Source organism: Pseudoxanthomonas sp. LjRoot143 (assembly GCF_964252945.1).
GTDB lineage: Bacteria > Pseudomonadota > Gammaproteobacteria > Xanthomonadales > Xanthomonadaceae > Pseudoxanthomonas_A.
Map to the genome: position 1 here is coordinate 565896 of NZ_CAXUPM020000001.1, position 26341 is coordinate 592236.

General features: G+C 66.7%; 20 protein-coding genes. 15 read left to right on the forward strand and 5 right to left on the reverse strand.

Features of this window, described 5'->3' with window-relative positions; all coding sequences use genetic code 11:
* The first annotated feature begins 15 nt into the window (after positions 1-15).
* Positions 16-1680, forward strand: coding sequence for an amidohydrolase (locus ACSQ1W_RS02685; RefSeq protein ID WP_436041558.1), 1665 nt, complete (start codon positions 16-18; stop codon positions 1678-1680).
* 153 nt (positions 1681-1833) lie between these two features.
* Here the strand turns inward: ACSQ1W_RS02685 and ACSQ1W_RS02690 are convergent, their stop codons facing one another.
* Both ACSQ1W_RS02690 and ACSQ1W_RS02695 read right to left on the reverse strand, forming a co-directional pair.
* Positions 1834-2712, reverse strand: coding sequence for a PhzF family phenazine biosynthesis protein (locus ACSQ1W_RS02690; RefSeq protein WP_436041559.1), 879 nt, complete (start codon positions 2710-2712; stop codon positions 1834-1836).
* Between the two features lie 30 nt (positions 2713-2742).
* A complete protein-coding gene (locus tag ACSQ1W_RS02695) occupies positions 2743-3621 on the reverse strand; it encodes a PhzF family phenazine biosynthesis protein (RefSeq protein ID WP_436041560.1) in 879 nt (292 codons plus the stop codon).
* Between the two features lie 87 nt (positions 3622-3708).
* On the opposite strand from ACSQ1W_RS02695, the gene ACSQ1W_RS02700 reads away from it, so the two are divergent.
* From ACSQ1W_RS02700 to ACSQ1W_RS02715, 4 genes are all read left to right on the forward strand, one after another.
* Positions 3709-6336: a bifunctional aspartate kinase/diaminopimelate decarboxylase gene (locus tag ACSQ1W_RS02700; protein ID WP_436041561.1), complete on the forward strand. Its 2628-nt coding sequence runs from the start codon at positions 3709-3711 to the stop codon at positions 6334-6336.
* A 66-nt stretch (positions 6337-6402) separates the two neighbouring features.
* On the forward strand, positions 6403-7758 hold the full coding sequence (gene murL / locus ACSQ1W_RS02705) for a UDP-N-acetyl-alpha-D-muramoyl-L-alanyl-L-glutamate epimerase (RefSeq protein WP_436041562.1): 1356 nt from the start codon (positions 6403-6405) through the stop codon (positions 7756-7758).
* The gene (gene murD, locus ACSQ1W_RS02710) at positions 7739-9142 is read left to right on the forward strand and encodes a UDP-N-acetylmuramoyl-L-alanine--D-glutamate ligase (protein ID WP_436041563.1); all 1404 of its coding nucleotides are present in this window, start codon (positions 7739-7741) and stop codon (positions 9140-9142) included. Before murL ends, murD begins: the two co-directional genes overlap by 20 nt.
* 71 nt (positions 9143-9213) lie before the next feature.
* Positions 9214-9996 carry a dienelactone hydrolase family protein gene (locus ACSQ1W_RS02715; RefSeq protein WP_436041564.1) on the forward strand — a complete coding sequence of 261 codons (783 nt, stop codon included), beginning with the start codon at positions 9214-9216 and terminating at the stop codon, positions 9994-9996.
* A 13-nt stretch (positions 9997-10009) separates the two neighbouring features.
* Here the strand turns inward: ACSQ1W_RS02715 and ACSQ1W_RS02720 are convergent, their stop codons facing one another.
* Complete coding sequence (locus ACSQ1W_RS02720) at positions 10010-11008, reverse strand: polyprenyl synthetase family protein (RefSeq protein WP_436041565.1); 999 nt, start codon at positions 11006-11008, stop codon at positions 10010-10012.
* A gap of 153 nt (positions 11009-11161) precedes the next feature.
* Between ACSQ1W_RS02720 and ACSQ1W_RS02725 the strand changes: the two genes are divergently transcribed.
* The 6 genes from ACSQ1W_RS02725 (at position 11162) to ACSQ1W_RS02750 (ending at position 17185) form a co-directional block, all read left to right on the forward strand.
* Positions 11162-11659 (forward strand): single-stranded DNA-binding protein, encoded by a 498-nt coding sequence (locus ACSQ1W_RS02725; protein ID WP_192270049.1) that lies wholly within the window; start codon positions 11162-11164, stop codon positions 11657-11659.
* A gap of 62 nt (positions 11660-11721) precedes the next feature.
* Positions 11722-12777 carry a dTDP-glucose 4,6-dehydratase gene (rfbB, locus tag ACSQ1W_RS02730; protein ID WP_436041566.1) on the forward strand — a complete coding sequence of 352 codons (1056 nt, stop codon included), beginning with the start codon at positions 11722-11724 and terminating at the stop codon, positions 12775-12777.
* A 15-nt stretch (positions 12778-12792) separates the two neighbouring features.
* Positions 12793-13680: a glucose-1-phosphate thymidylyltransferase RfbA gene (rfbA, locus tag ACSQ1W_RS02735; protein WP_436041567.1), complete on the forward strand. Its 888-nt coding sequence runs from the start codon at positions 12793-12795 to the stop codon at positions 13678-13680.
* Positions 13677-14234: a dTDP-4-dehydrorhamnose 3,5-epimerase gene (gene rfbC / locus ACSQ1W_RS02740; RefSeq protein WP_436041568.1), complete on the forward strand. Its 558-nt coding sequence runs from the start codon at positions 13677-13679 to the stop codon at positions 14232-14234. Before rfbA ends, rfbC begins: the two co-directional genes overlap by 4 nt.
* Positions 14231-15139 (forward strand): dTDP-4-dehydrorhamnose reductase, encoded by a 909-nt coding sequence (rfbD, locus tag ACSQ1W_RS02745; protein WP_436041569.1) that lies wholly within the window; start codon positions 14231-14233, stop codon positions 15137-15139. Before rfbC ends, rfbD begins: the two co-directional genes overlap by 4 nt.
* Positions 15140-15226: 87 nt before the next feature.
* A complete protein-coding gene (locus ACSQ1W_RS02750) occupies positions 15227-17185 on the forward strand; it encodes an alpha/beta hydrolase family protein (RefSeq protein WP_436041570.1) in 1959 nt (652 codons plus the stop codon).
* Positions 17186-17236: 51 nt separating this feature from the next.
* On the opposite strand, the gene ACSQ1W_RS02755 is transcribed toward ACSQ1W_RS02750, so the two are convergent.
* Positions 17237-19045: a peptide MFS transporter gene (locus ACSQ1W_RS02755; protein ID WP_436041571.1), complete on the reverse strand. Its 1809-nt coding sequence runs from the start codon at positions 19043-19045 to the stop codon at positions 17237-17239.
* Positions 19046-19161: 116 nt separating this feature from the next.
* Here ACSQ1W_RS02755 and ACSQ1W_RS02760 point away from each other — a divergent pair, with 116 nt between their 5' ends.
* From ACSQ1W_RS02760 to ACSQ1W_RS02775, 4 genes are all read left to right on the forward strand, one after another.
* On the forward strand, positions 19162-21150 hold the full coding sequence (locus ACSQ1W_RS02760; RefSeq protein ID WP_436041572.1) for an OPT family oligopeptide transporter: 1989 nt from the start codon (positions 19162-19164) through the stop codon (positions 21148-21150).
* A gap of 93 nt (positions 21151-21243) precedes the next feature.
* Complete coding sequence (locus ACSQ1W_RS02765) at positions 21244-23313, forward strand: prolyl oligopeptidase family serine peptidase (protein ID WP_436041573.1); 2070 nt, start codon at positions 21244-21246, stop codon at positions 23311-23313.
* 61 nt (positions 23314-23374) lie between these two features.
* The gene (locus ACSQ1W_RS02770) at positions 23375-24634 is read left to right on the forward strand and encodes a DUF819 family protein (RefSeq protein WP_436041574.1); all 1260 of its coding nucleotides are present in this window, start codon (positions 23375-23377) and stop codon (positions 24632-24634) included.
* 78 nt (positions 24635-24712) lie between these two features.
* Positions 24713-25972, forward strand: a complete 1260-nt coding sequence (locus tag ACSQ1W_RS02775; RefSeq protein WP_436041575.1) for a DUF819 family protein — start codon at positions 24713-24715, stop codon at positions 25970-25972.
* Positions 25973-26114: 142 nt separating this feature from the next.
* Here the strand turns inward: ACSQ1W_RS02775 and ACSQ1W_RS02780 are convergent, their stop codons facing one another.
* A complete protein-coding gene (locus tag ACSQ1W_RS02780) occupies positions 26115-26339 on the reverse strand; it encodes a YbdD/YjiX family protein (RefSeq protein ID WP_192270026.1) in 225 nt (74 codons plus the stop codon).
* Positions 26340-26341 lie beyond the last annotated feature (2 nt).

Here is a 26341-nt window from a genome sequence, read left to right on the forward strand (position 1 = left end):
CCACGGGAGTGCGGCATGCGGCGTCTGGCATGGGGAATGGGCGGGTTGTTGGCCTGTGCGTGTGTTGCGCAGGCACAGGTACAGGTGGTGACGGCCGCACGCGTGCATACGTCCGATCCCTCGCGACCGGTCGCGGAAGCGATGGCGTGGGACGCCCAGGGACGCATCCTGGCCGTGGGCGACACGCGCGGGCTGCTTGCGCGCTATCCCGGCGCCAAGCGCATCGACGCCACTGGCAAGACGGTGATCCCCGGCCTGATCGATGCACACGGCCATGTGATGGGGCTGGGGTATGCGCTGATGCGCGCGGACCTGGTCGATGCGCAGGACAAGGCCGAGGTTGTCGCGCGACTGCGTGAGTTCGAGAAGCAGCTGCCGCCGAACGCCTGGCTGCTGGGTGGAGGCTGGGACCAGAACGATTGGCCAGGAAAGACCTTCCCGACCGCCGCGGATCTCGATGCGGCCTTCCCTGACCGCCCGGTCTGGCTCGAGCGCGTGGACGGCCATGCGGGCTGGGCCAACAGTGCGGCGTTGCGTGCGGTCGCGTCGAACGCGACGCGTTCTATGGACGGCGAATGGCAGCCCGAAGGCGGCCGCATCGAGCGTGTCGACGGCAAGGCGAGCGGTGTGTTCGTCGATGCGGCGATGGCGCTGGTCAATGCGGTGGTGCCTGCGCCGGATGCGGCGTATCGCCGGCAGGCGTTGGAGAAAGCCACGCAGGCCGCGGTGCGCAACGGCCTGACCGGCGTGCACGACATGGGCGTGTCCCGTGAGGACCTGGCGCTGATGAGGCAGTTCGCCGACGAGGGACGCCTGCCGCTGCGCATCGATGCCTATGCCGACGGTGATGGTGCTGCGCTGGGTGATCTGTGCGCGACAGGTCCGTACCACCACGCGGGTGGGCGGCTGCAGATGACCGGCGTGAAGCTGTATGCCGATGGTGCGCTAGGCAGCCGCGGCGCCGCGCTGCTGGAAGACTACAGCGACGATCCCGGCAACCGTGGCTTGCTGGTGACGGAACCCGCCGCACTGGAGTCGGCGATGCGCAAGGCACGCGATTGCAAGGTGCAGGTGGCGACGCACGCGATCGGCGACCGTGGCAACCGGCTGGTGCTGGATGCCTACCAGCGCGTCCTGGGCGATGCGGCGAAGACCGATCATCGTTGGCGCATCGAACACGCGCAGGTGATGGCGCCGGAGGAGTTCCCGCGCTTCGCTGCGCTGGGCATCGTTGCTTCGATGCAGCCGACGCATGCCACCTCGGACATGCCGTGGGCGCAGGACCGGTTGGGCCCGGTACGCATCACCGGCGCCTATGCCTGGCAGCGCCTGCAGGAGAGTGGCGTGAAGCTGGCGTTGGGTTCGGATTTTCCGGTGGAATCGGTCGACCCGCGACGCGGCCTGCATGCGGCGGTGACGCGCAAGGATGGCAAGGATCACCCCCGCGGCGGCTGGATGCCCGACCAGCGGCTCAGTGCCGCCGAGGCGCTGCGCGGATTCACTGCGGATGCCGCATGGGCCGGCCACGATGAGAGCGAGGTAGGCCGACTCGCACCAGGTTTGCGCGCCGATTTCGTTATCCTCGACGAGGACCCGCTGGCGATCCCGGGCGAGCAGCTCGACGACCTGCACGTGCGCTCGACATGGGTGGATGGCAAGGCGGTCTACGAGGCGGAGTAGCGGTCGCCTCCTGTAGGAGCGACGTCAGTCGCGACCGCAGCCTTTGATAGTAAGGAGCCCCCGATGTGTGCAGGTGGCTGCACATATCACGCTGTACTTCCGCCTCACGTTTTCCGGTCGCGACTGACGTCGCTCCTACAGTAAAAGCGCATGTCACCAGTCGATCTGGCCGGTGACGATCGTCCGCACATGACCGCCGGACCAGACATCGCCGGCGTCGTCGACGCGCAGTTGCAGGCGCGCGTCATAACCGACTTCGCGCCCCTGGCTGACGATGTAGCGGCCATCGCGACCGGGCAGCGCATCGCGTGACGCTAGCCAGGCCGCCAGCGTCGCGTTGGCGGCGCCGGAGGCCGCATCTTCGAACGCAGCCGGCGCACCGACGAAGGCGCGCACGGCGAGGTCATACGGTTGGCCTGGGGTGCGGGCATAGGCGCAGACGCCCATGCTTTCGGTGGCACGGGCGAGGGAGCCTATGGCGTCCCAGTCCGGCGCGGCGCCGCGCAGCGTGGCTTCGTCGCGCACTTCGGCCAGCCACCAGCGGCGACCGCCATCGACGAGGGCGGGCGGCAGATCGCCGGCCGGGAGGTTCGCGAGCGCCGCGCGCAGGCCTTCATCGTTCGAAGGATCGCCCACCTTCACCACCTGCGCGCGCGGCGTGCGCACGGCGATGGTGCGGGTGGCGCCCTCGTCGTCCACCCGCAATGGCAGTACGCCAACCGCACCTTCCTGCATCAGTACGCCGTCGACGGGTGAGGCAAGGCCGGCATCGAGCACGACATGCGCGGTGCCGACACTGGGGTGGCCGGCGAACGGGACTTCGCGGCGAGGACTGAACATGCGCACGGCATAACTCGCGCCCGGTTGCGTGGGCGCGAACACGAAGGTGGTTTCCGGCAGACGCGTCCAGCGGGCGATGGCCTGCATGGCGTCGTCATCCAGGCCGGCGGCGTCGAGCACGACGGCCAGCGGGTTGCCGGCGCCGGGGCGGTCGGCGAATACGTCCAGCTGGACGTAGCGGCGGAGGGTCATGGGGGTGTTGTCGCGTGGGGGCCGCGCAGCTTACCAAGTCGCCCGGCCGTCGATGATTCCCTGGACGTGACCGCCGATCCAGACCTCACCGTCCGCATCGACCTGCAGGGCGACGCGGCCATCGCGGCCCAGTTCGCGCCCTTGGCTGGCGATATAGCGTCCGTCATGGCCGGGAAGTGCGTCGGCCGCGTCCAGCGCTGCGGCAATGCAGGCGTTGACGCTGCCCGTGACCGGATCTTCCGGGATGTTGTCTGCCGGGCAGAACGCGCGTACGGCGAGATCGTGGTCGGCGCCGGCAGGCGTGCGGCCGAACACGGCCAGACCGACGGCGGCCGTCGCCTGTGTCAATGCGGCAATCGCCGCCAGATCGGGCGCCAGGCCACGCACCGCGGCATCGTCTTCCAGTTCCATCAGCCACCACGACGGCCCGTTGTTCCATAGCGCCGCCTGCAAGCCTGCTGTCGGCAGGGAGGCGAGGACGGCCCGCAAGGCCTGTGGCGGTGGCTCGATCCCGACAGGCCGGGCACGGGGCGCACGCAGCGTAATCATCCGTTGCGGGCCTGTGCCGACCACCCGCACCGGCAACCGTCCTGCGGCGCATTCCTGCACCAGCCTGTCCGTGTCGCTGACCAGTCCGGTCTCCAGCGAGACCCAGGCTGCCCCGACACTGGGGTGGCCGGCGAACGGCAGTTCCTGCCGCGGAGTGAAGATGCGGATGCGGTAGCTGGCGTCCAGCGTGGTCGGCGGCAGGAAATAGACGGTTTCGGACAGGTTGGTCCAGGCGGCGAACGCCTGCATGCGCATGCTGTCCCAATCGGCGGCATCCAGCACCACGCCCAGCGGGTTGCCGGCACCGGGACGGTCGGCGAAGACGTCGACCACCAGATAGCGATAGGAGCTTCGTTGCATGCGGTACGGTCCGGTCGGGCCCGGAAGCTTGGGCTAGAATCGACGGTTCACGCCCGAAGGGTTCGGGCATCCCACCCCATTCTATCCATGCCCTCTGCCACCCCTGCGTCTGATCGTTGGATCGTCCTCAAGTTCGGCGGCACCTCGGTGTCGCGCCGCCACCGCTGGAACACGATCGGTACGCTGGCGAAAAAACGCGCGGACGAGAACGGCGCCCGCATCCTCGTGGTGGTGTCGGCCCTGTCCGGCGTGACCAACGAACTGACGGCCATCGCCGATGGTGCGGCGGACAGTGCGGAACGGGTGGCGAAGTTGGAACAGCGCCACCGCGAGTTCCTCGCCGAACTGGAGCTCGACGCCGACGCGGTGCTGGGCGAACGCCTCGCCGCATTGCGCAACCTGCTGAACGATCCGCGTGCTGCCAGTCGCACGCTCGACTGGCAGGCCGAGGTGCTGGGGCAGGGCGAACTGCTGTCGTCCACGGTGGGTGTCGCCTACCTGCGCGCGCAGGGGCTGGACTTCGGCTGGGTCGACGCGCGCCACTGGCTGCAGGCCAACTTCCTGCCCAACCAGAGCCCGTGGGCGCAGCGGCTGTCGGTGTCGTGCAACACCGCACCCGACCAGGACTGGCGCCGCGCCTTTGCCGGCCAGCCGGCGGCGATGCTGCTGACGCAGGGCTTCATCTCACGTCATGCCGATGGCGGCACCGCCATCCTCGGTCGCGGCGGCTCGGACACCTCGGCGGCGTACTTCGGTGCCCTGCTGGGTGCGCAGCGCGTGGAAATCTGGACGGACGTCCCCGGCATGTTCAGCGCCAATCCGCGCGAGGTGCCGGATGCGCGCCTGCTGACGCGCCTGGACTACTACGAAGCGCAGGAAATCGCGACCACCGGGGCCAAGGTGCTGCATCCGCGCTCGATCAAGCCCTGTCGCGACGCCGGCGTGGCGATGGCGATCCTGGATACCGAGCGTCCGGAGTTGCCGGGCACGACGATCGACGGCAATGCCGTGACCGTGCCCGGCGTGAAGGCGGTCAGCCGCCGCAACGGCATCGTGCTGGTGTCGATGGAAGGCATCGGCATGTGGCAGCAGGTCGGCTTCCTGGCCGATGTGTTCGCGCGCTTCAAGAAGCACGGGTTGTCGGTGGACCTGATCGGTTCGTCGGAGACCAACGTCACCGTGTCGCTGGACCCCAGCGAGAACCTGGTCAACACGGACGTGCTGGCCGCGCTGTCGGCGGACCTGGCGGAAATCTGTCGCGTCAAGGTCATTGCGCCATGCACGGCCATCACCCTGGTCGGCCGCGGCATGCGTTCGCTGCTGCACAAACTGTCCGACGTCTGGGCGATGTTCGGCCGCGAACGCGTGCACCTGATCTCGCAGTCGTCGAACGACCTCAATCTGACCTTCGTCATCGACGAGGCCGACGCCGATGGCATGCTGCCGCTGCTGCACGAAGCCCTGATCGAAAGCGGCGCGATGCCGGCCGACGAGGCCAGCGTGTTCGGGCCCAGCTGGCGCGAGATCAACGGCGCCGTGCGCCAGCGTGGCGTGCGCTGGTGGAGCCTGCCGGCCGCCCGCGAAAAGCTGCTGTCGCTGGCGCAGGGCGATACGCCGCGCTATGCCTACAACCTGGATGTCGTCCGCGCTCGCGCACGTGCGCTCGCCGCGATCGGTGCCGTCGACCGGCGCTTCTTCGCCATCAAGGCCAACTCGCATCCGGCCATCCTGCGCACGCTGGTGGAGGAAGGCTTCGGGCTGGAGTGCGTGTCGCAGGGCGAACTGGAACGCGTATTCGAGATCGCGCCGTCGCTGCCGATGGAGCGCGTGCTGTTCACCCCGAGCTTCGCGCCGCGCGCGGAGTACGCCTTTGCACTGGAGCGCGGCATCAACGTCACGCTCGACAACGTGGAAGCGCTGCAGCAGTGGCCGGAGGTGTTCCGCGGACGCCGGCTGTGGCTGCGCGTGGACCTGGGTCGCGGCGACGGCCACCACGACAAGGTCAAGACGGGCGGCAAGACCTCGAAGTTCGGCCTGCCGTTGGCCAAGCTGGACGAATTCCTGGCGGCGGCGCGTGCGATCGACGCACGCATCACCGGCCTGCACGCCCACCTGGGCAGCGGCGTGGAAAGCGCGCAGCACTGGAACCAGATCGCCGACGAACTCGGTGGGCTGGCCGACCAGATCGGCACCATCGAGACCATCGACATCGGCGGTGGCCTGCCGATTCCCTACGCCGAGGGCGACGAGCCGTTCGACCTGGCGGCGTGGGGCGAAGGCCTCGCCGCGATCAAGGCGGCCTATCCGGCCTACCAACTGGTGATCGAGCCTGGCCGTTATCTGGTCGCGGAGTCGGGCGTGCTACTGGCGCACGTCACGCAAGTCGTCGAGAAGCTCGGCATCCGTCGTGTCGGCAGCGATGCCGGCATGCACACGCTCATCCGTCCGGCGCTGTACGACGCGTGGCACGACGTGGCCAACCTGTCGCGCCTGGACGACACCGAACAGGAGCCGTTCGATGTGGTCGGCCCGATCTGCGAGTCGAGCGACATCTTCGGAAAGCGCCGCAAGCTTGCCTCGGCGACGGCGGAAGGCGATGTGCTGCTGTTCTCCGATGCTGGCGCCTATGGTTACGTGATGGCCAGCCACTACAACCTGCGCGGTCTGCCCGGCGAAGACGTCATCGAAGGCGTCGGCAGCGATGCGGCGGGCTGACGCGATACTTGTTCTTCACCGTATTGCCTGCCAAAGACGGTGGGCCGCTTCTTCCTTGGATCACGCATGACGACGTTCGACAAATCCAGCATCCGTACCTTCCGTTTTGTCCGCTGTTCCTTCGAGGCGGACAGCGGCGTGGCGAGGCTGGTCTACGCCTTCGACGATGGCCCGGAGCTGACCGAGACGGTGACCATCCCGGGCGCGCCGTTCACGCTGGACGCTGCGCGCGCCCAGGCCGTCGAACAGGCGGTGCGGCTGCTGCACCTGATCACCGGCGTCAGCTACTACAAGGCGGCGGTGCCGAACGAGATCCGCATCGACGGCTATGCCATCGATGCGGCGACGGCGGTGCTGATGGAGCAGGTATACGTGCATGGACTTGGCGAGTTCGCCTACCGCAACGGGCTGAGCCTGCACGGTCGTGTCCGCTTCCCGGTCGGCGCCCCGGCGCAACCGGCTGCGCCCGCCGCGGGACTGGGCGAGCATGCGCTGGTCGCCATCGGTGGTGGCAAGGATTCGCTGGTCAGCATCGAGGCGCTGCGTGGCGCCGGCATCGACCAGACGGTGACCTGGATCGGCGGTTCGCAGCTGATCGCCGCCTGCGCGGCGCGTACCGGTCTGCCAACGCTCAACATCGGCCGCGCGCTGGCGCCGGAACTGTTCGAGTACAACCGCCAGGGCGCATGGAACGGGCATATCCCGGTCACCGCGATCAACTCGGCGATCATGGTGCTGGCCGCGCTGCTGCACGGCGTGGACCAGGTGGTGTTCTCCAACGAGCGTTCGGCCAGCTACGGCAGCATGATCCCGGGCACAGGCGAGGTGAACCACCAATGGTCGAAGGGGTGGGCGTTCGAGCAGGCGTTCGGCGAGTTCGTGCAATCGCATGTCGCAGCCGATCTGCACTACTACTCGCTGCTGCGCCCGTTGTCGGAACTGGCGGTAGCGCGGCAGTTTGCACGCACCGACCACTACGACGCGCATTTCTCCAGTTGCAACCGCAACTTCCATCTGCTCGGCGAACGCCCGACCAACCGCTGGTGCGGCGTGTGCCCGAAGTGCCATTTCGTGTTCCTCGCGCTGGCGCCGTTCATGCCAAAGCCGCGCCTGGTCGGCATCTTCGGCCGCAACCTGCTGGATGACGCCAACCAGACGGGCGGTTTCGACGCGCTGCTGGAGTACCAGGACCACAAGCCGTTCGAATGCGTCGGCGAAGGCCAGGAGTCGCGTGCGGCGATGGCGACGCTGGGCGACCGCCCGGAATGGCGCGAGGACACGATCGTCGCGCGCTTCAATCGCGAGATCCGCCCGCAGCTCGATGCCGCAGAACTGGCCGTGGCGCCGCTGCTGGAGATCGGTGGCGAGCATCGCGTCCCCGCTGCGCTGTGGGAGCGCCTGCGTGCGAATTTCTCAGCTTGAGGGCAGGCGGGTCGCGCTGTGGGGCTGGGGCCGTGAAGGCCGCGCCGCGCATCAGGCGATCCGCGGGCGGCTGCCGACGCTGCCGCTGACGCTGTTCTGCAGCGACGCGGAAGCGATCGAGGCAGCCGCACTCGGCGACGTATCCCTGCACATCGAAACGCAGGCGACGGCCGAGCGGCTGTCGACGTTTGATGTCGTCATCAAGTCGCCGGGCATCAGTCCCAATAGCACGGCAGCGCTGTCGGCTGCAGCGTCGGGTACGCGCTTCATCGGCGGTACCAGCCTGTGGTTCGCCGAACAAGCGGACGACGACGGCCTCGTCCCGCATACGTTCTGCGTCACCGGCACCAAGGGGAAGAGCACCACGACGTCGCTGCTGGCGCATCTGCTGCGCGCCTCTGGACGTCGCACCGCGCTGGTCGGCAACATCGGCCTCCCGTTGCTGGAAGTGCTGGATCCTGTGCCTGCACCCGATGCATGGGCCATCGAACTGTCGAGCTACCAGACCGGCGATGTCGCTGCGAGCGGCGCGCGTCCCGACGTGGCCGTCGTGCTGAACCTGTTTCCGGAACACCTGGACTGGCATGGCAGCGAAGCGCGTTACATCGAGGACAAGCTGAAGCTGGTCACCGACGCGCACCCCCGCATTGCGGTGCTGAATGCGGCCGATCCGCGCCTGGCGGCGCTGGACCTGCCGCACAGCGACGTGCGCTGGTTCAATCGCAAAGACGGCTGGCACCTGCGCGAGGACGACCTGTATCGCGGCGATGTCTTCGTCATAGATACGCGACCGCTGCCACTGCCGGGACGCCACAACCGCGGCAACCTGTGCGCCGTACTGACGGCGCTGGAAGCGGCCGGCATCGATGCGCTGCCTTGGGCCGCGCACGCGCACTCCTTCCGTCCGCTGCCCAACCGTCTGCAGACGATGGGCACGCGCGACGGCATCACCTGGGTCAACGACTCGATCAGCACCACCCCGCATGCGACGCTGGCGGCGCTGGAGTGCTTCGACGGCCACCGCATCGCGTTGCTCGTCGGTGGACACGACCGTGGCGTGGACTGGTCCGATTTCGCGAACCACATGCGTGATCGGGCACCGCACGCCATCATCACAATGGGGGCCAACGGTCCCCGCATCCACGACCTGCTGGCACCGTTGGCGGCCGAGGGTGGTTTCATGCTGCTGAGCGCGCAGACGCTGCCGGAGGCCGCCGCCGCCGCTCGTGCGTCGTTGGATGGCGATGGCGTCGTCCTGCTGTCGCCCGGTGCGCCGAGCTTCGGCCAGTATCGCGACTACGTGGCGCGGGGCCGGCATTTCGCCGAGCTGGCCGGTTTCAATCCGGATGACATCACCGCGATTCCGGGTCTGGGCATCGCCTGACAACGGGAGCGGTCGACGCCGCCGCACGCGTTCGGTCTTACACTCGGCAGGTCCCCCACGAGGAACCTGCCATGCGCCATCGCCTGTTGCTGCCCTGCCTGCTGTCCCTGCTGTGGTCGCCGGCGCTGCTCGCGGCGCCCGTCGCCAAGCCGGTCGAATGGAAGATCGGGGGCGACACGTTCTCCGGATATCTCGTCTACGACGACAGCGTGAGTACTCCGCGCCCGGGCTTGGTGATGGTCCCCAACTGGAAGGGCGCGAACGAATCCGCCATCGAGAAGGCGCACCTCGTCGCGGGCGACGACTACGTGGTGCTGGTCGCCGACGTCTACGGCAAGGGCATCCGTCCGAAGACCGACGCCGAGGCCGGTCCGGTCGCGACGGCGATGCGTGTCGATCGCCCGAAGCTGCGCGCGCGCGTTCAGAAGGCGGTCGAGGTGCTGAAGCAGCAGCCGGCCACGCTGGTGGATCGCGCGCGCATCGGCGCATTCGGCTACTGCTTTGGCGGCAGCACGGTGCTGGAACTGGTGCGTGCCGGCGACACGCTCGCTGGCGTGGTCAGCCTGCACGGCGGCCTGGCGACCGACCTGCCGGCGACGGTGCCGGTGAAGACGCCGGTGCTGGTGCTCAACGGTGGCGACGACACTTACGTGTCGGGCGCAGAGATCACCGCGTTCCAGGACGAGATGCGCAAGGCCGGGGCCGACTGGCAGTTCGTCAATTTCAGCGGGGCTGCGCACTGCTTCGCCGAATCCGACGCGCAGAACCCGCCCGGCTGCGTCTACCACGAGCGCTCCGCCAGGCGCGCCTACCGGATGATGGCGGATTTCTTCGAAGAGATCTTCGCGAAGTGACGCGCGACGCGGGTCAGTGCCCGCGTTCCACCGCGTAGCGCGCCAGGCCGCGCAAGGCGGCCAGGGCATCGGATTCGGGCAGGCCGTCGAGGGCCTGTTCGGCCAGCGTGGCGTAGTGGTGCGCACGTTCGCGGCTGTAGTCCAGCCCACCGGTGGCGCGGATCGCGGCCAGCACCTCGGGCATGGCGGCGGCATCGCCTTCCTGCACGATGGTGCGCAGGCGGTCTGCGACAGCCGCATCGGAATGGCGGATGGCGTGGATCAGCGGCAGCGTCGCCTTGCCTTCGGCCAGATCGTCGCCCAGGTTCTTGCCCAGCGCCTCGGCGTCGGCCGTGTAATCGAGCACGTCGTCGGCGATCTGGAAGGCGTAGCCAAGCGCCATACCGTAGTCGTAGAGCTTCTGCGGGACATTGCCGGTCGCGCCCGACGCCATGGCGCCCAGCTGCGTGCCGGCGGCGAACAGGACGGCCGTCTTGCGCTCGATCACGCGCAGGTAGGCGGCTTCATCGGTGTCCGGGTTGTGGACGTGCAGCAACTGCAGCACCTCGCCTTCGGCGATGCGGTTGGTGGTGTCGGCCAGCAGACGCATCACGTCCATACGGTCCAGTTCCACCATCAGCTGGAAGCTGCGCGAATACAGGAAGTCGCCGACCAGCACGCTGGGTGCGTTGCCCCACAGCGCATTGGCCGTGCTGCGGCCGCGGCGCAGGTCGGACTCATCCACCACGTCGTCGTGCAGCAGGGTGGAGGTATGGATGAACTCGATGATCGCCGCCAGCTGGTGATGGTCCGGCGTGGTGGGGCCGCAGGCCTGGCCGGCCAGCACCACCAGCATGGGCCGCAGGCGCTTGCCACCCGCCGAAATGATGTGGTCGGCGATCTGGTTGATCAGCACTACGTCCGATGCCAGCCGCGCCCGGATCAGGGCATCGACGGCGGCCATGTCGGCTTGGGCGAGCGATTGGATGCCGGACAGGGCCAGGGCGGGGCGGGGCGATTCGACGACGGACATAGGACGATGGGCCGGGAAGTCGCGGAATTATAGGCGTCCGCGTGCGGTAATGCCCTATATGAGAGGTGGCGAAAGGCCGATGGCCGGGGTCCGGCGGGTATACTTCACTGGTCTTTGCCCGCGCTCGGTGGGCATCCCTGAACGGATATCGATATGGCCCGCGGCATCAACAAAGTCATCCTGGTCGGCAACCTCGGCAACGACCCCGAAACCCGCTACACGCAGGGCGGCATGGCGATCACGCGGATCAGCCTGGCGACCACCAGCGTGCGCAAGGACAAGGACGGCAACCAGCAGGAACGCACCGAATGGCACCGCGTGGTGTTCTTCGGCAAGCTCGGCGAGATCGCCGGCGAGTACCTGCGCAAGGGCAGCTCGGTGTACGTCGAGGGCTCGATCCGCTACGACAAGTACACCGGCCAGGACGGGCAGGAGAAGTACTCCACCGACATCATCGCCGACGAGATGCAGATGCTCGGTGGCCGCGAAGGCGGCAGCGGCGGGTCCGGTGGTGGCGACCGTCCGGCGCGTGCGCCGCGGCAGGATTACGGCAACCAGGGTGGTGGCGGCGGCCAGCGCCGTTCCGCGCCGGCACCGGCTTCGCAGCCCGCGCCGATGGACGACTTCGCGGATGACGACATCCCGTTCTGATCGCGCCACGCCCGGTCGATGCGACAGCGATAACACTTCGATTTGAATTCAAGGAGCAGTACATGCCGACGTGGCTTGTCACCGGCGGCGCCGGTTTCATTGGAGGGAACTTTGTCCTTCGCGCCGTCGCGCAGGGCGTCAGGGTGATCAACCTGGATGCGCTGACATACGCGGGCAATCTGGATACGCTGGCGTCCATACAAGACAACCCGTTGCACGTGTTCGCGCACGGTGACATCGGTGATCGCGATCTGGTCGCCCGGCTGCTCGTGGAACATCAGCCCGACGCGGTGGTCAACTTCGCGGCGGAAAGCCATGTCGATCGTTCCATCGACGGTCCCGGCGCGTTCATTCAGACCAACGTGGTCGGCACGCTGGGCCTGCTGGAATCGGCGCGCGATTACTGGAAGGCGTTGGAAGGCGAACGGCGAGAGCGCTTCCGCTTCCTGCACGTCTCCACCGACGAGGTCTACGGATCCCTCGGCGACACCGGAAAGTTCACCGAAACGACGCCCTACGCCCCCAATTCGCCGTACTCGGCATCGAAGGCGGCGTCCGACCACCTGGTTCGCGCATTCCACCATACGTACGGATTGCCGGTCCTGACGACGAATTGCTCGAACAATTACGGCCCGTACCATTTTCCCGAGAAGTTGATCCCGCTGATCATCGCACGTGCGCTTGCCGGCGAACCGTTGCCGGTGTACGGGGATGGCAAGAACGTCCGCGATTGGTTGTTCGTCGGCGACCATTGCAGTGCGATCCGCACGGTCCTCGAGAAGGGGCGTGTGGGCGAAACCTACAACGTCGGAGGCAACGCCGAGAAACAGAACATCGAGGTAGTGCACACGGTTTGCGCGCTGCTTGATGCGCGTGCTCCGCGCGAGGACGGTCAGCCGCGCAGCAGCCAGATCACCTTCGTTGCCGACCGGCCCGGACATGATCGCCGTTACGCGATCGACGCATCCAAGCTGCGTGACGAGCTGGGCTGGGAACCGGCGTATACCTTCGAGCAGGGCATCGGCGAGACCGTCGACTGGTACCTGTCCAACCAGGACTGGGTGAAGCGCGTCCTTGATGGCAGTTACCGTCTGGAACGCATCGGTACCGCCGCTTAAGGACGCAGGAAGATCATGAAGACGCGCAAGGGCATCATTCTCGCCGGCGGTTCCGGCACCCGCCTCTATCCGCTGACGCAGGCCATCAGCAAGCAATTGCTGCCGGTCTACGACAAGCCGATGATCTACTACCCGCTCAGCGTGCTGATGTTGGCAGGCATCCGCGAAGTACTGGTGATCAATACGCCCCACGAACAGGCGCTATTCCAGGCGCTGCTTGGCGATGGATCCCAGTGGGGTATGGATATCCAGTATGCCGTGCAGCCCAGCCCGGATGGATTGGCGCAGGCCTACCTGATCGGCCGCGACTTCGTGGCGGGGAAGCCAAGTTGCCTGGTGCTCGGCGACAACATCTTTTACGGGCACGGGTTCACCGACATGCTACGGCAGGCGGATGCACGGGCCGAGGGTGCAACCGTATTCGGATACTGGGTCAACGACCCGGAACGTTATGGCGTGGCGGAGTTCGACGGAGATGGGCGGGTGATCGGTATCGAGGAGAAGCCGATGGCTCCGCGCTCCAACTACGCGGTGACGGGCCTGTATTTCTACGATGGACAGGCGAGCGACTACGCTGCCTCGCTGAAACCTTCGCCGCGTGGAGAACTGGAGATCACCGATCTCAATCGGCTATACCTCGACGCGGGGAACCTGCACCTGCAGCCCTTGGGTCGCGGCCATGCGTGGCTCGATACCGGGACGCATCAATCGCTGCTCGAGGCATCGAACTTCATCGAAACGATCGAAGCTCGACAAGGATTGCGGGTCTGCTGTCCCGAAGAGATCGCTTTCGGCAACGGGTGGATCGATGCGGCCCAGGTGGAGCGGCTGGCGGCTCCGCTGGCCAAGAACGGATATGGGCAGTATCTGCTGTCCCTAGCTGCACGTGGAGTCGTCAAATGAAGATTGTTGAGACCAAGTTGCCCGGCTGCGTGGTCATCGAGCCGGCGGTGTTCGGCGATGAGCGCGGTTTTTTCTTCGAAACCTGGAACGCCGATCGTTTTGGCGAACGCGGATTGCCCACGAAGTTCGTCCAGAGCAACGTGTCGTCGTCGTCCCGCGGCGTGCTGCGTGGCCTGCACTACCAGTGGCCGAACCCACAGGGCAAGCTGGTCAGCGTGCTCGAAGGCGAGGTCTATGACGTGGCGGTCGACATCCGTCGGGGCTCCCCCACGTTCGGTCAGTGGGAGGCCGTGATGCTGAGCGCGGAGAACAAGCGCCAGTTCTGGATCCCGGAAGGCTTCGCGCACGGTTTCGCCGTGGTGTCCGAGCGCGCGGTGTTCAGTTACCTGTGCACCGCCGTGTACGACAAGGCGGCGGATGCCGGCGTGCGCTGGGACGACCCGGCGATCGGCGTCGACTGGCCGATCAGTGGTCCCCAACTGTCGGCGAAGGACGAGGCTGCTCCATTGCTGGCCGACATCGCGCCGGAGCGTCTGCCGACGTTCGCGCCATGACCATCCTGTTGCTGGGCGGGAATGGCCAGGTGGGCCACGAACTGCGGCGCAGCCTGGCTCCCTTGGGAAACATCGTGGCGACCACGCGCTCCGGTGAGCTGCCCGATGGCGGACGCTGCGAGATCGCCGACTTCGATCGCCCGGACACGCTTGCCGACCTGGTGCAGCGGATTGCACCCGTCGCCGTGGTCAATGCGGCTGCCTACACGGCCGTGGACAAGGCCCAAGACGACGAAGCGGCCGCTTTCCGTGCCAATGCGGAGGCGCCGGCGGTGCTGGCGCGCGCCTGTGCGGAGCGTGGTATCCCGTTCGTCCATTACTCGACGGACTACGTGTTCGACGGGCAAGGCACCCACCCTTATCGCGAAGACCAGGCGACGGCGCCGCTGGGCGTCTATGGCGCCAGCAAGCTCGCTGGTGAGCACGCCGTCCGCCAGGCGGGCGACGGGCACCTGATCCTGCGCACGGCCTGGGTCTACGGCGGACGCGGCCATAACTTCCTGCGGACGATGCTGCGGCTCGGTGCCGAACGGGATGAACTGCGCGTCGTCGCGGATCAGCGTGGGACGCCGACGCCGGCCTGCCTGATCGCCGATGTCACCGCGGCGCTGCTGAAGGATGGTGCCGCACCGCGAGGCACCTACCACCTGACGGCCGGCGGCGAGACCAGCTGGCACGGCTTCGCGACGGCCATCCTGGACGGAGCGGCCGAACGCGGGTTGATTGCGCGGGTACCTCGCGTCGAGCCGATCACGACATCCGATTTTCCGACGCGCGCGACAAGGCCGGCTTACTCGCGCCTGGATGTGGCGAAACTGGAAGCCGTACTGGGTCGACCAATGCCGGATTGGCGGGATGGCCTCGCCGTGGTCCTCGATACGCTGGCCAAGGACAGGGCGGCATAACCTCATACCCTTCTCCCATGGCTGGATTGCGTGACCGCCACGTCGCCGCTATCGTCCCGCACCAAGGGAAGCCATCAGGGGAAGGACATGTTGCAGGGGATCAAATGGGGGCTGGCCGCCTGTCTGGCGCTGGCCAGCGGCATCGCGTCGGCGCAGGTGGATGTGAATGCCTTCGTCCGCAAGGATCAGTTCGAAGATATCAAGCTGTCGCCGAACGGCGAGTACCTGGCCGCCACGGTGCCTCTGGAAGACAGCACGGCGCTGGCGATTACCAGCCGTGCAGAAACCAAGATGCTCGCCACGTTCAGCATGGGCAAGAATACCTATGTCGACGATTTCTGGTGGGTGAGTCCGGACCGCGTGGTGATTGCGGTCGCGGAGAAGTTCGGCCAGCTCGATCGCCCCGTTCCCACTGGTGAACTCTACGCGATCAGCGCGAATGGAGGGAAACCGACGATCCTGGTGGGCTACCGCATCGGGACGCAGCAGGTCGGTTCGAACATCCAGCAGAAGAAGTCCGAGCAGGTGTCCGCCGAGCTCATCGATTCGCTGCCCGGCGACGACAAGAACGTGCTGGTGGCGATCTGGCCGTGGGCGGACGAGCCGTACACGCGTGCGGAGCGCATGGATGTATTCACGGGACGTCGCAGTCCTGTCGCGCGCGCGCCCGTGCGGCGTGCGCACTTCACGACGGACAATGCCAGTGCGGTCAGGTTCGCGCTTGGGGCCGGGGGCGACAACGTCAGCAAGCTGTTCCATCGCGCGCGCGATGGCGACGAATGGAAGCTGGTGAACGATGAGGCCGTCACGGGTCGCATCGAGGCGCCCTTGGGATTCGCCGAGGACAACCGCATCGCCTATCTGCAGGTCGAGCAATCGCAGGGCCCGGATACGGTGGTGGCCTACGACACGGTCTCGGGTGAGCGCAAGGAAGTTTTCCGGAATGCCAACGTCGATCCGGGAACGGTGATCTATTCCAATGGCGTGCGTGACGTGCCGTTGGGCGTGTTCCTCGCCGATGGCAAGTGGAGCACTGCGTTCTTCGATTCCAAGGCGCCCGAAGCGCATCTCTACCGGAGTCTGGAAGCAGCTTTCGCCGGGCAGCGGGTACGCATTACTTCCAGCACCGACGACGGCAGACTCGTGCTCGTCAGCGTCAGTTCGGATCGCAACCCGGGTGAGTTCTACATCTTCGACACGCAGGCCAAAAAAGCCGAATTCCTACTGGCGCGCCGGCAGTGGCTCGACTCGGAAAAGATGGCCGACATGCATCCCATCCGCCTGAAGTCGCGTGACGGCGTCGACCTGCACGGCTATCTCACGGTGCCGCGCGGCGTCAGCGGAAAGGCGCCGATGATCGTGGTGCCGCATGGCGGCCCATTCGGCGTACGCGACTACTGGGCTTTCGAGGAGGAGACGCAGATGTTGGCGAGCGCCGGCTACAGCGTCCTGCAGATCAATTTCCGTGGTTCCGGGGGTTACGGCCGTCGCTTCCATCAGGCGGGTGCCCAACAGTGGGGCGGCGCGATGCAGGACGACGTGACCGATGCGACCCGATGGGCCATCTCGGAAGGCCATGCCGATCCTGCGCGGATCTGCATCTACGGAGCCAGCTACGGGGCGTACGCGGCGCTGATGGGCGTTGCAAAGGAGCCGGCGCTCTACAAGTGCTCTGCTGGCTACGTGGGTCTGTACGACCTGCCCATGGTGTTCCAGCGCGGCGATATCCAGGAGACCATGTCGGGCGAGACCTTCCTGCGCGACTGGTACGGCGACAAGGCGAAACTTGCGGCCGTGTCGCCCACGAACCTCGCCGGCCAGATCAAGGTTCCGGTGTTCCTGGCGGCAGGCGGCGAAGACAAGCGCACGCCGATCCAGCACACCGAACTGATGGAGCGCCGTCTCAAGGCGGCGGGTGTGCCGGTCGAAACGCTGTACTACAAGACCGAAGGCCATGGCTTCTACAAGCCGGAGCATCAGAAGGAGTACTACACACGGCTGCTCGCCTTCTTCAATCGGCATCTCGGCGGAGCGACAGCGAAGTAGTCCTGACTCCGTTCCCTGTCAACCAACGGCGCCCTCGGGCGCCGTTGCTTTTCAAACGCTTCGCATCATCCGCTTCAACACCGGAGACACGATCAGCGCGACCGCGCCGCAGCCCAGGCCGATCCACATCATCAGCCAGAACAGATCGGCATAGCCCGCCGCGGCCTGGGCGAGATCCCAGGCCTCGCCCTCGGGAACGTCCAGCGCAGCCAGCTTGCCGAACTGCGCGGCCAGCGTTTCCGAGAACGCGGTGGCAAGCAGCCACATGCCCATCATCAGGCCGACCACGCGCGGTACCGACAGTTCGGTGACCGCGGCCAGGCTGACGGGCGCGAGGCACATCTCACCGATTTCCAGCAGCAGGTAGGCCAGCACCAGCCACCATACGCTCGCCATCACGCCGGTCTCGCCGACCTGCTGCGCGGCCAGCGCGAGCGGTACGAACGACAGGCCACCGAAGACGAGGCCCAGCGCGCCCTTCAGCGGTTTGGACGGGTCGTGTCCGTAGCGGCCCAGCGTGGCCCACAGCCAGGCGAAAACCGGTGCCAGCACCACCAGGAACAGTGCGCCGAGATAGGTCAGCGACCCGGCCGTCTGCGGCAGGACGACGGAATCGCGCAGTACCAGCAGGACCATCAGCGCCGCCGTCGCCAGGAAGATCGCGCGCGGGAGCCGCGGGCTGGCGCGGCGTTCGCCGGTGCGCACGGCGACGACGAACGCGACCGGCATCGCCAGCAGTCCCCACGTCGACCATGGCGCGGTGCCCACGAACAGTCCGAGGTTCGCCAGAAGATCGTCCGACCACACCAGCACGCCCGGCGCATGCACCAGCGACGGAAACAGGTCCTTGGTCAACAGACGGTCGGTGAACATCACCCACGAGCCGTAGGTCTGCTCGTACAGGGTGAAGAACACCAGGCACATGAAGATCATCGCCATCAACGCGAGCATCTGCCGCCGTTGCGGCGCGGTGCACTGCGTAGTGACGAACCAGGTGAACCAGCCGAGCACCAGCAACAGCACGACCAGCATCAGCACCAGGGCGAGCGACAGCTCGCCGCCCAGTGCGAATGCGCCGTTCGCCGCCGCCCACATCAACCACGCCAGGGGCAGCACGCCGAGTCCCGCGCCGAGATAGATCATCCATTCGCGCCTCACGCCCAGCACGGATGCACGCAGTGCTGCCGGCGCAGGCGGTTCGGCATGCCCCTGCAGGTAGCGCTGCCCCCACAGGAACATCGCCAGGCCCAGCAGCATGCCGATGCCGGCGGCGCCGAAGCCGTACTTCCAGCCCAGCGTTTCGCCCAGGTAGCCGCACACCAGCGACGCCAGCAGTGCGCCGAGGTTGATGCCGGCGTAGAACAGGCTGAAACCGCCATCGCGGCGCGGATCGCCGACGGGATACAGGCGGCCGACGATGCCGGTGATGTTGGGCTTCAGGAAGCCCACGCCCATGACGATCAGCGCCAACGACAGGTACATGGTGCGCAGCGCGTCTTCGTCGCGCGTCACCACGCCACCGTCCGATACGGCTGCCACGCCTTCCAATGCCATGCCGGCATGGCCCGCGACCAGCAGCAGGCCGCCGAACACCACTGCCTTGCGCATGCCCAGCCAGCGGTCGGCCAGCAGGCCGCCGATCACGGGGATGCAGTAGACTAGGCCACCGTAGGCACCGATCAGGTCGTAGCCGGCGCCGTCGGCGAACAGGTGGTACTTGGTCAGGTAGAGCAGCAGCAGCGCCTTCATCCCGTAGAAGGAGAAGCGCTCCCACATCTCGGTGAAGAAGCAGACGTAGACGCCCTTGGGATGGCCCAGGAAGTCGTCGCGACCGGTGGCCGCGGGGGCAGGGTGGCTCAAGGAGCGCTCCGGCTTCGGAAAACCCGGCGAGTATAGGCGGCGCACTCGCCGACGCGGCTGGACTTGCCGGACGGCGAACGCTAGCGTGTCCGCCTTCTGCCATTCGGGAACGCGCCATGAGCTCGCCGGGGACTCCGCAACTTACCTTCCGCGCCGTCGTGCTGGCCATCGTGCTCGCCGTGGTGCTGTCCGCCGCCAATGCCTACCTGGGCCTGTTCGCCGGCCTGACCGTGGCCACCGCCATCCCGGCGGCCGTCGTCTCGATGGGCGTGCTGCGCCTGCTGGGTGGCGGCACGATCCTGGAGAACAACATCGTTCAGACCGGTGCCTCCGCCGGTTCGTCGATCGCGGCGGGCGTGATCTTCACCATTCCCGCGCTGATCATTCTGGGCTACTGGCAGGACTTCCAGTATTCGTGGGTGCTGGCCATCGCCGGCCTCGGCGGCCTGCTGGGCGTGCTGTTCTCGGTGCCGCTGCGCCGCTCGATGATCGTTGAAGAGCCGCTGCCGTTCCCCGAAGGCAAGGCTGCGGCCGAAGTGCTGAAGGCCGGCGAGAATCCCGGTCCCGGCCTTAAGATCCTGGCGTTCTCCGCCGCCATCGGCGCGGTGTTGAAGGTCGCCGCGCACAGCGGCATGCGCCTGATCCCTGATACCGCCGCCGGTGCAGGCTTCTTCGGCAAGTACCTCGGCTACCTGGGCACCAACCTGTCGCCGGCGCTGCTGGGCGTGGGCTACATCGTCGGCCTGAACATCGGCATCGTGGTGCTGTCCGGCAGCATTCTGTCGTGGCATATCGCCATTCCGCTGTACCACATGTTCTTCATGGGGACCGATCCGGCGCTGGCGCAGAGCATCGCCGGTGCGGGTGCGGAAGACGTGGCCGGCGCCATCTGGTCCGCCAAGATCCGCTACCTCGGCGTCGGCGCGATGCTGATCGGCGGCGTGTGGACGCTGTTCTCGCTGCGCAAGTCGCTGCTGTCCGGCGTCAAGAGCGGCATCGCCGCCGCGCGTGCCGGTTCGGGCGGCGCGGACGTCGCCGAAACCGACCGCGACCTGCCGATGAAGTGGATGCTGGTGGCGCTCGTCATCTTCGTACTGCCGTTGCTGCTGCTGTACCAAGCGATCGTCGGCATGTGGCATGTCAGCATTCCGATGGCGATCATCATGATCGTCGCCGGCTTCCTGTTCGTGTCGGTGTCGGCGTATCTCGCCGGCCTGGTCGGTTCGTCGAACAACCCGGTGTCGGGCATCACCATCGCGACCATCCTGTTCGCGTCGGTCGTACTGCTGCTGTTGCTGGGCGAAAGCGGCCGCACGGCGGTCGGCGCCGGTGGCGCGCCGCTGGGTGCGGTGGCCGCGATCATGATCGGTGCGGTGGTGTGCTGCGCGGCGGCGGTGGGCGGCGACAACCTGCAGGATCTCAAGGCGGGATACATCGTCGGCGCGACGCCGTGGAAGCAGCAGTTGATGCTGGGCATCGGCGCGTTCTCCTGCGCGCTGATCATGGCGCCGGTGTTGAACATCCTGTCCGAGGCCTACGGCATCGGCGCACCGACGGCCGAGCATCCGAATCCGTTGTCCGCGCCGCAGGCCACGCTGATGGCGTCGGTCGCCAAGGGCCTGTTCGGCGGTGAATTGCCGTGGGGCATCATCGGCATCGGTGCGGTGATCGGCGCCGTCATCATCGCCATCGACGAGGCGCTGAAGGCCAAGGGCAGCAGCTTCCGCGTGCCGGTGCTGGCCGCCGCCATCGGCATCTACCTGCCGCTGGAACTGATGGTGCCGATCTTCCTCGGCGGCCTGTTGGCCTACCTGGTGGAGAAGCGCCACGGCATGGTGGGTACCAAGGACGAGGAAGCACGCGATCGCATCCACCGCCCGGGCACCTTGTTCGCTGCGGGTCTGATCACCGGCGAGGCGCTGATGGGCATCGCCGTCGGCGTCGCCATCTACGCCACCAAGGACCGCGACGTGCTGGTGCTGCCGGAGGCGTTCCAGCAGGGCGAGATCGTCGGTCTGGTGATCCTGGCCATCGTCGGCTGGCTGCTCTACCGCACCGGCGCCAAGTCGAAGGCGCTGGGCGAGGTCGAACCCGGCCCGAAGTGAGATGACACACGGCGCAAAGGCGTGACCTGACGCCTTTGCGCCGCGGCGCGCTTAGCGCCTACCATCGGGGTTTCCCTGTTGCCGGAGCCCCGGATGAAGCTGAAATCCGCCCTGTTGCCCCTCTGCCTGCTGGCGGCGCTGCCGTCGCTGGCCGCCGCCCGCGGCCTGGACGTGCGCGACCTGCAGAAGCTGGACCGCGTCTCGTCGCCCACCCTGTCGCCGGATGGCAGCACCGTGGTGTTCGCCAAGCGTGTCGTCGACGCCGATGTGGTGAAGGCCAGCAGCAGCCTGTGGATCCGCAACCTGCTGACCCGCGATATGGCGCCGCCGAAGCGGCTGACCCCGGAAGGCTGGAGCGTCAACTCGCCGTCGTTCTCGCCGGACGGCAGGACGGTCTACTTCCTCAGCGCCAAATCCGGCACGCAGCAGCTCTATGCGCTGCCGACCACCGGTGGCACGCCGCGCCAGCTGACCGACTTCGCACTGGACGTGGCCAGCTACAAGCTTTCGCCCGATGGCACCCGTGTGCTGTTCAGCACCGACACCTTCGCCGACTGCAAGGCCGACTTCGCCTGTACGAAGAGGAGGCTCGACGACACCGCCGCAAAGAAGAGCACCGGCGTGGTCTACGACGGCCTGTTCGTGCGCCACTGGGATACCTGGGCCGATGGCCGCCGCAGCCGCCTGTTCGTGGCTGCGCTGCCGGCAGCCAAGGCGAAGCCGGTCGCCACCGCGACGTCGCTGACCGACAGCCTGGATGGCGATGCGCCGTCCAAGCCGTTCGGCGGTGCCGACGAGTACACCTGGTCGCCGGATGGCGCCTCGGTCGTGGCCGCGGTCCGCGTGGCCGGCAAGGGCGAAGCGTGGTCGACCAACTTCGACCTGTACAGGATCGCCGCCGATGGCAGCAGCGCACCGGTCAACCTGACCGCGTCGAATCCGGCTTGGGATACCGGCCCGGTATTCAGTGCCGACGGCAAGACGCTGTTCTACCGCGCGATGAAGCGCCCCGGTTTCGAAGCCGACCGCTACGGCCTGATGGCGATGGACCTGGACAACGGGAAAATCCGCGAGATCGCACCCACCTGGGATCGCAGCGCCGACAGCATCGTGCTGTCGGAGGACGGCGAAAGGATCTACACCACCGCGCAGGACACGGGCGAACATCCGCTGTTCTCGGTGGATATCCAGAGCGGCGAGGCACGCAAGATCGTCGGAGACGGTAGCGTGTCGGCGTTCGACGTGGTCGGACGGACGCTGGTGCTGTCGCGTAGTTCATTGAAGTCCGGCGACGTGATCTATGCCACCAGCGACGACGTCGGGGCGACGTTGCGCGCCATCACGCCGAGCGCGGGGGAGACGCTGAAGGACGTATCGTTCGGTGACTTCGAGCAGTTCACCTTCAAGGGCTGGAACAACCAGACCGTGCACGGCTACGTGGTCAAGCCGCACGACTACGTGGAAGGCCAGAAATACCCGGTCGCGTTCCTGATCCATGGCGGTCCGCAGGGCAGCTTCGGCAACGGCTGGAGCTACCGCTGGAATCCGCAGACCTACGCCGGCCAGGGCTATGCGGTGGTGATGATCGATTTCCACGGCTCCACCGGTTACGGCCAGGCCTTCACCGACGCGATCAGCCAGCACTGGGGCGACCGTCCGCTGGAAGACCTGCAGAAGGGCTGGGCGGCCGCGCAGAAGCAGTACGCCTTCCTCGACGGCAACAAGGCCTGCGCGCTGGGCGCCAGCTATGGCGGCTTCATGGTCAACTGGATCGCTGGCAACTGGAACGAGCCGTGGAAGTGCCTGGTCAACCACGACGGCGTGTTCGATACGCGTTCGATGGGTTACGTGACCGAGGAGCTGTGGTTCACCGAATGGGAGAACGGCGGCACGCCGTTCGACGCGCCGAAGAACTACGAGAAGTTCAACCCGGTCAACCACGTCGCCAACTGGCGCGTGCCGATGCTGGTGGTGCAGGGCGAGAAGGACTACCGCGTGCCGGTGGACCAGGGCCTGTCCACGTTCACCGCGCTGCAGCGCAAGGGCATCGAGTCGAAGCTGCTGTACTTCCCCGACGAAAACCACTGGGTGCTGAAGCCGCAGAACAGCATCCTGTGGCACGACACCGTCAACGCCTGGCTGAAGCAGCACATCGGCCGCTGAGGCCTGCACCGAAGGGCCGGTCACGCCGGCCCTTTTCTTTGACTGAAGGAGTACGCCGCCGATGGCGATCGAAGCCACCGAACCGTCCACCGCGCTGATCCAGAACGACATCGTCCTGTTCGGCCTCATCGCCGGCACGCTCGGCCTGATCTTCTGGCTGTCCAGTGGTCCGACGCCGTTCTGGAAGAAGTTCTTCACTTGGGTGCCGGCGCTGCTGTTGTGCTACTTCATCCCTGCGTTCTACAACACGGTCGGCCTGATCGATGGCGCGAACAACAGCCTCTACAACCCGGTCGCGAGTCGCGTCCTGCTTCCGGCCGCCCTGGTGCTGCTCACGCTGTCGGTCGACCTGAAAGGCATCCTGAAGCTCGGTCCCAAACTGCTGTTCGTGTTCTGCGCGGGCACGCTGGGCATCGTGTTGGGCGCCATCGTGTCGTTCCAGTTGATGGAATGGATCCACCCGCAGGCCGTGGCGGGCGATACCTGGAAGGGCATGGCGGCGCTGTCGGGCAGCTGGATCGGCGGTGGCGCCAACATGGTCGCCATCCGCGAGGTGTACGCCGTCGACGCTACCCTGTTCGGCCAGTTCGCCGTCGTCGACGTGGCCGTTGCCAGCGCGTGGATGGCCACGCTGCTGTTCCTGGCCAACCGTGCGCCGCAGATCGATGCGCGCAGTGGCGCCGATACGCGGGCGCTCGACGAAATGAAGGAACGTATCGCGGCGTTCGAGGCGGCGAATGCGCGCATTCCCACCCTGTCCGACCTGATGGTGATCATCGGCCTGGCGTTCGGCATCGTGGGGCTGGCGCACGCCGTCGCCACGCCATTAGCGGCCTGGTTTGGCGCCAACGTGGCGAACGCGGCGCAATTCAGCCTCGACTCGTCCTTTGTCTGGGTGGTCGTGCTGTCCACACTGGCGGGGCTTGGGCTGAGCTTCACGCGCGCGCGCAGGCTGGAAAGCGCGGGCGCCTCCAAACTGGGCACGGTGTTCCTGTACTTCCTGATTGCCTGCATCGGCATGCAGATGGACTTCATGAAGCTTGCCAGTCGCCCCGAACTGCTGGCCATCGGGGTGATCTGGATGCTGGTCCATATCCTGGTGATCTGGGCGGCGGCGAAGCTGGTGAAAGCGCCGCTGTTCTACTTCGCGGTCGGTTCGCAGGGCAACATCGGCGCGGCCGCGTCGGCGCCGGTGGTGGCCGCCGCGTTCCATCCCAGCCTGGCGCCGGTCGGCGTACTGCTGGGAACCGTGGGATACGCCACCGGTACCGTGATCGCTTATGGCCTGGGGCAGGTACTGCGGTTGATGGCTGGCCAGTAAGTCCGTGCGACTCCGTCCGGCGGCGCGCCGCGCGTCGCCGGACGTCCATTCCCGCGGCGAACCTGTGGGAATGCTTTCGTGGCTGACTCCGTTGCCCCTTCCACCGCGCTGATCCAGAACGACATCGTCGTGTTCGGCCTCATTGCCGCCACGCTCGGCGTCGTCTTCTGGACGTCGTCTCGCGAGACCGGGTTCTTCAAGAAGTTCTACACCTATGTGCCGGCGCTGTTGCTGTGCTACTTCATTCCCGGCATCTACAACAGCCTCGACTGGATCGACGGCGGCGCCAGCAAACTGTACAACCCGGTCGCCAGTCGCGTGCTGCTGCCCGCCGCGCTGGTACTGCTGACGTTGACCATCGACCTGAAGGGTGTGCTGAAGCTGGGGCCGAAGCTGCTGGCGATGTATGCCGGGGCCTCGATCAGCATCATGATTGGTGCATGGGTAGCCTTCTGGCTGATGGGCTTCATCCATCCGGAAACCGTGGCCGGCGACACCTGGGGCGGCATGGCGGCACTGGCGGGCAGCTGGATCGGCGGCGGCGCCAACATGCTGGCGATGAAGGAAGTTTTCGCCGTCGACGAAACCACGTTCGGACAGTTCGTCGTCGTCGATGTCAGCGTGGGTTACGTGTGGATGGCCGTGCTGATCTTCCTGGCGAACCGCGCGCAGGCGATCGACGCGCGCACCGGCGCGGACACACGGGCGATCGAGGACCTCAAGGAACGTCTGGCCAACTACCAGAAGCAGCATGAGCGCATCGCGACGCTGCCGGACCTGATGGTGATCCTCGGCATCGCCTTCGGCACGGTGGGCCTGTCGCATGCGATCGCAGGACCGGCGTCGTCGTGGTTCGCACAGAACGTGTCGTGGGCAAAGCAGGTCAGCCTGCACGAGCCCTTCGTCTGGGTCGTCGTGCTGTCGACGTTCGTCGGCCTCGGCCTGAGCTTGACGCGCGCGCGTACGCTCGATGGGGCCGGCGCGTCGAAGATCGGCGCGCTGTTCCTGTACATCCTGATCGCCTGCATCGGCATGCAGATGGACATCGGTTCGCTGGCCGACAAGCCCTGGTTGCTGGCGCTGGGCCTGATCTGGATCCTCGTGCACATCGTGCTGCTGGGGTTACTGGCCAAGCTGCTGCGCGTGCCGTTCTTCTACTTCGCGATGGGTTCGCAGAGCAATATCGGCGGCCCGGCCTCGGCACCGGTGGTGGCGACCGTGTTCCATCCTTCGCTGGCACCGGTGGGCGCGTTGCTCGGCGCGCTGGGTTACGCGACGGGTACCGTTGCGGCGTACATCGTCGGCGTGGTGCTGCGCGGGATGGCAGGGCAGGGCTGACGAAGGAAACCCTGTAGGAGCGACGTGAGTCGCGACCGGAAGCATCAACGTCGCGACTCACGTCGCTCCTACAGAAGATCCAGAATGAAAAAGGGCGAAGCCATCGGCTTCGCCCTTTTTGTTTCTTCCGGATCCCGCTGATCTAGCAGCAGCGGAACCCGCTCTTGCCACCGAACCGGGCCTCCTGCCGCTCGCGGAAGAAGGTCTTGTAGTCCATCGGTTCGCGATCGGGATGCTTCTCCAGGATGTGCCGGACATAGTTGTCGTAGTCCGGCACACCGCAGCAGAGCCGCGCGGTCTGCACCAGCCTCCGCCACACACGTTTGTGCGTGGCGAAGTGCGAGAGCGGGACGAGTGCGGTGCCCATGG

What these genes read in the sequence shown, in the direction of transcription:
- ACSQ1W_RS02685 (WP_436041558.1), top strand. Translation starts at nt 16, where the DNA reads ATGCGGCGTCTGGCATGGGGAATGGGCGGGTTGTTGGCCTGTGCGTGT.
- ACSQ1W_RS02690 (WP_436041559.1), bottom strand. Translation starts at nt 2,712, where the DNA reads ATGACCCTCCGCCGCTACGTCCAGCTGGACGTATTCGCCGACCGCCCC.
- ACSQ1W_RS02695 (WP_436041560.1), bottom strand. Translation starts at nt 3,621, where the DNA reads ATGCAACGAAGCTCCTATCGCTATCTGGTGGTCGACGTCTTCGCCGAC.
- ACSQ1W_RS02700 (WP_436041561.1), top strand. Translation starts at nt 3,709, where the DNA reads ATGCCCTCTGCCACCCCTGCGTCTGATCGTTGGATCGTCCTCAAGTTC.
- murL (WP_436041562.1), top strand. Translation starts at nt 6,403, where the DNA reads ATGACGACGTTCGACAAATCCAGCATCCGTACCTTCCGTTTTGTCCGC.
- ACSQ1W_RS02715 (WP_436041564.1), top strand. Translation starts at nt 9,214, where the DNA reads ATGCGCCATCGCCTGTTGCTGCCCTGCCTGCTGTCCCTGCTGTGGTCG.
- ACSQ1W_RS02720 (WP_436041565.1), bottom strand. Translation starts at nt 11,008, where the DNA reads ATGTCCGTCGTCGAATCGCCCCGCCCCGCCCTGGCCCTGTCCGGCATC.
- ACSQ1W_RS02725 (WP_192270049.1), top strand. Translation starts at nt 11,162, where the DNA reads ATGGCCCGCGGCATCAACAAAGTCATCCTGGTCGGCAACCTCGGCAAC.
- rfbB (WP_436041566.1), top strand. Translation starts at nt 11,722, where the DNA reads ATGCCGACGTGGCTTGTCACCGGCGGCGCCGGTTTCATTGGAGGGAAC.
- rfbA (WP_436041567.1), top strand. Translation starts at nt 12,793, where the DNA reads ATGAAGACGCGCAAGGGCATCATTCTCGCCGGCGGTTCCGGCACCCGC.
- rfbC (WP_436041568.1), top strand. Translation starts at nt 13,677, where the DNA reads ATGAAGATTGTTGAGACCAAGTTGCCCGGCTGCGTGGTCATCGAGCCG.
- rfbD (WP_436041569.1), top strand. Translation starts at nt 14,231, where the DNA reads ATGACCATCCTGTTGCTGGGCGGGAATGGCCAGGTGGGCCACGAACTG.
- ACSQ1W_RS02750 (WP_436041570.1), top strand. Translation starts at nt 15,227, where the DNA reads ATGTTGCAGGGGATCAAATGGGGGCTGGCCGCCTGTCTGGCGCTGGCC.
- ACSQ1W_RS02760 (WP_436041572.1), top strand. Translation starts at nt 19,162, where the DNA reads ATGAGCTCGCCGGGGACTCCGCAACTTACCTTCCGCGCCGTCGTGCTG.
- ACSQ1W_RS02765 (WP_436041573.1), top strand. Translation starts at nt 21,244, where the DNA reads ATGAAGCTGAAATCCGCCCTGTTGCCCCTCTGCCTGCTGGCGGCGCTG.
- ACSQ1W_RS02770 (WP_436041574.1), top strand. Translation starts at nt 23,375, where the DNA reads ATGGCGATCGAAGCCACCGAACCGTCCACCGCGCTGATCCAGAACGAC.
- ACSQ1W_RS02780 (WP_192270026.1), bottom strand. Translation starts at nt 26,339, where the DNA reads ATGGGCACCGCACTCGTCCCGCTCTCGCACTTCGCCACGCACAAACGT.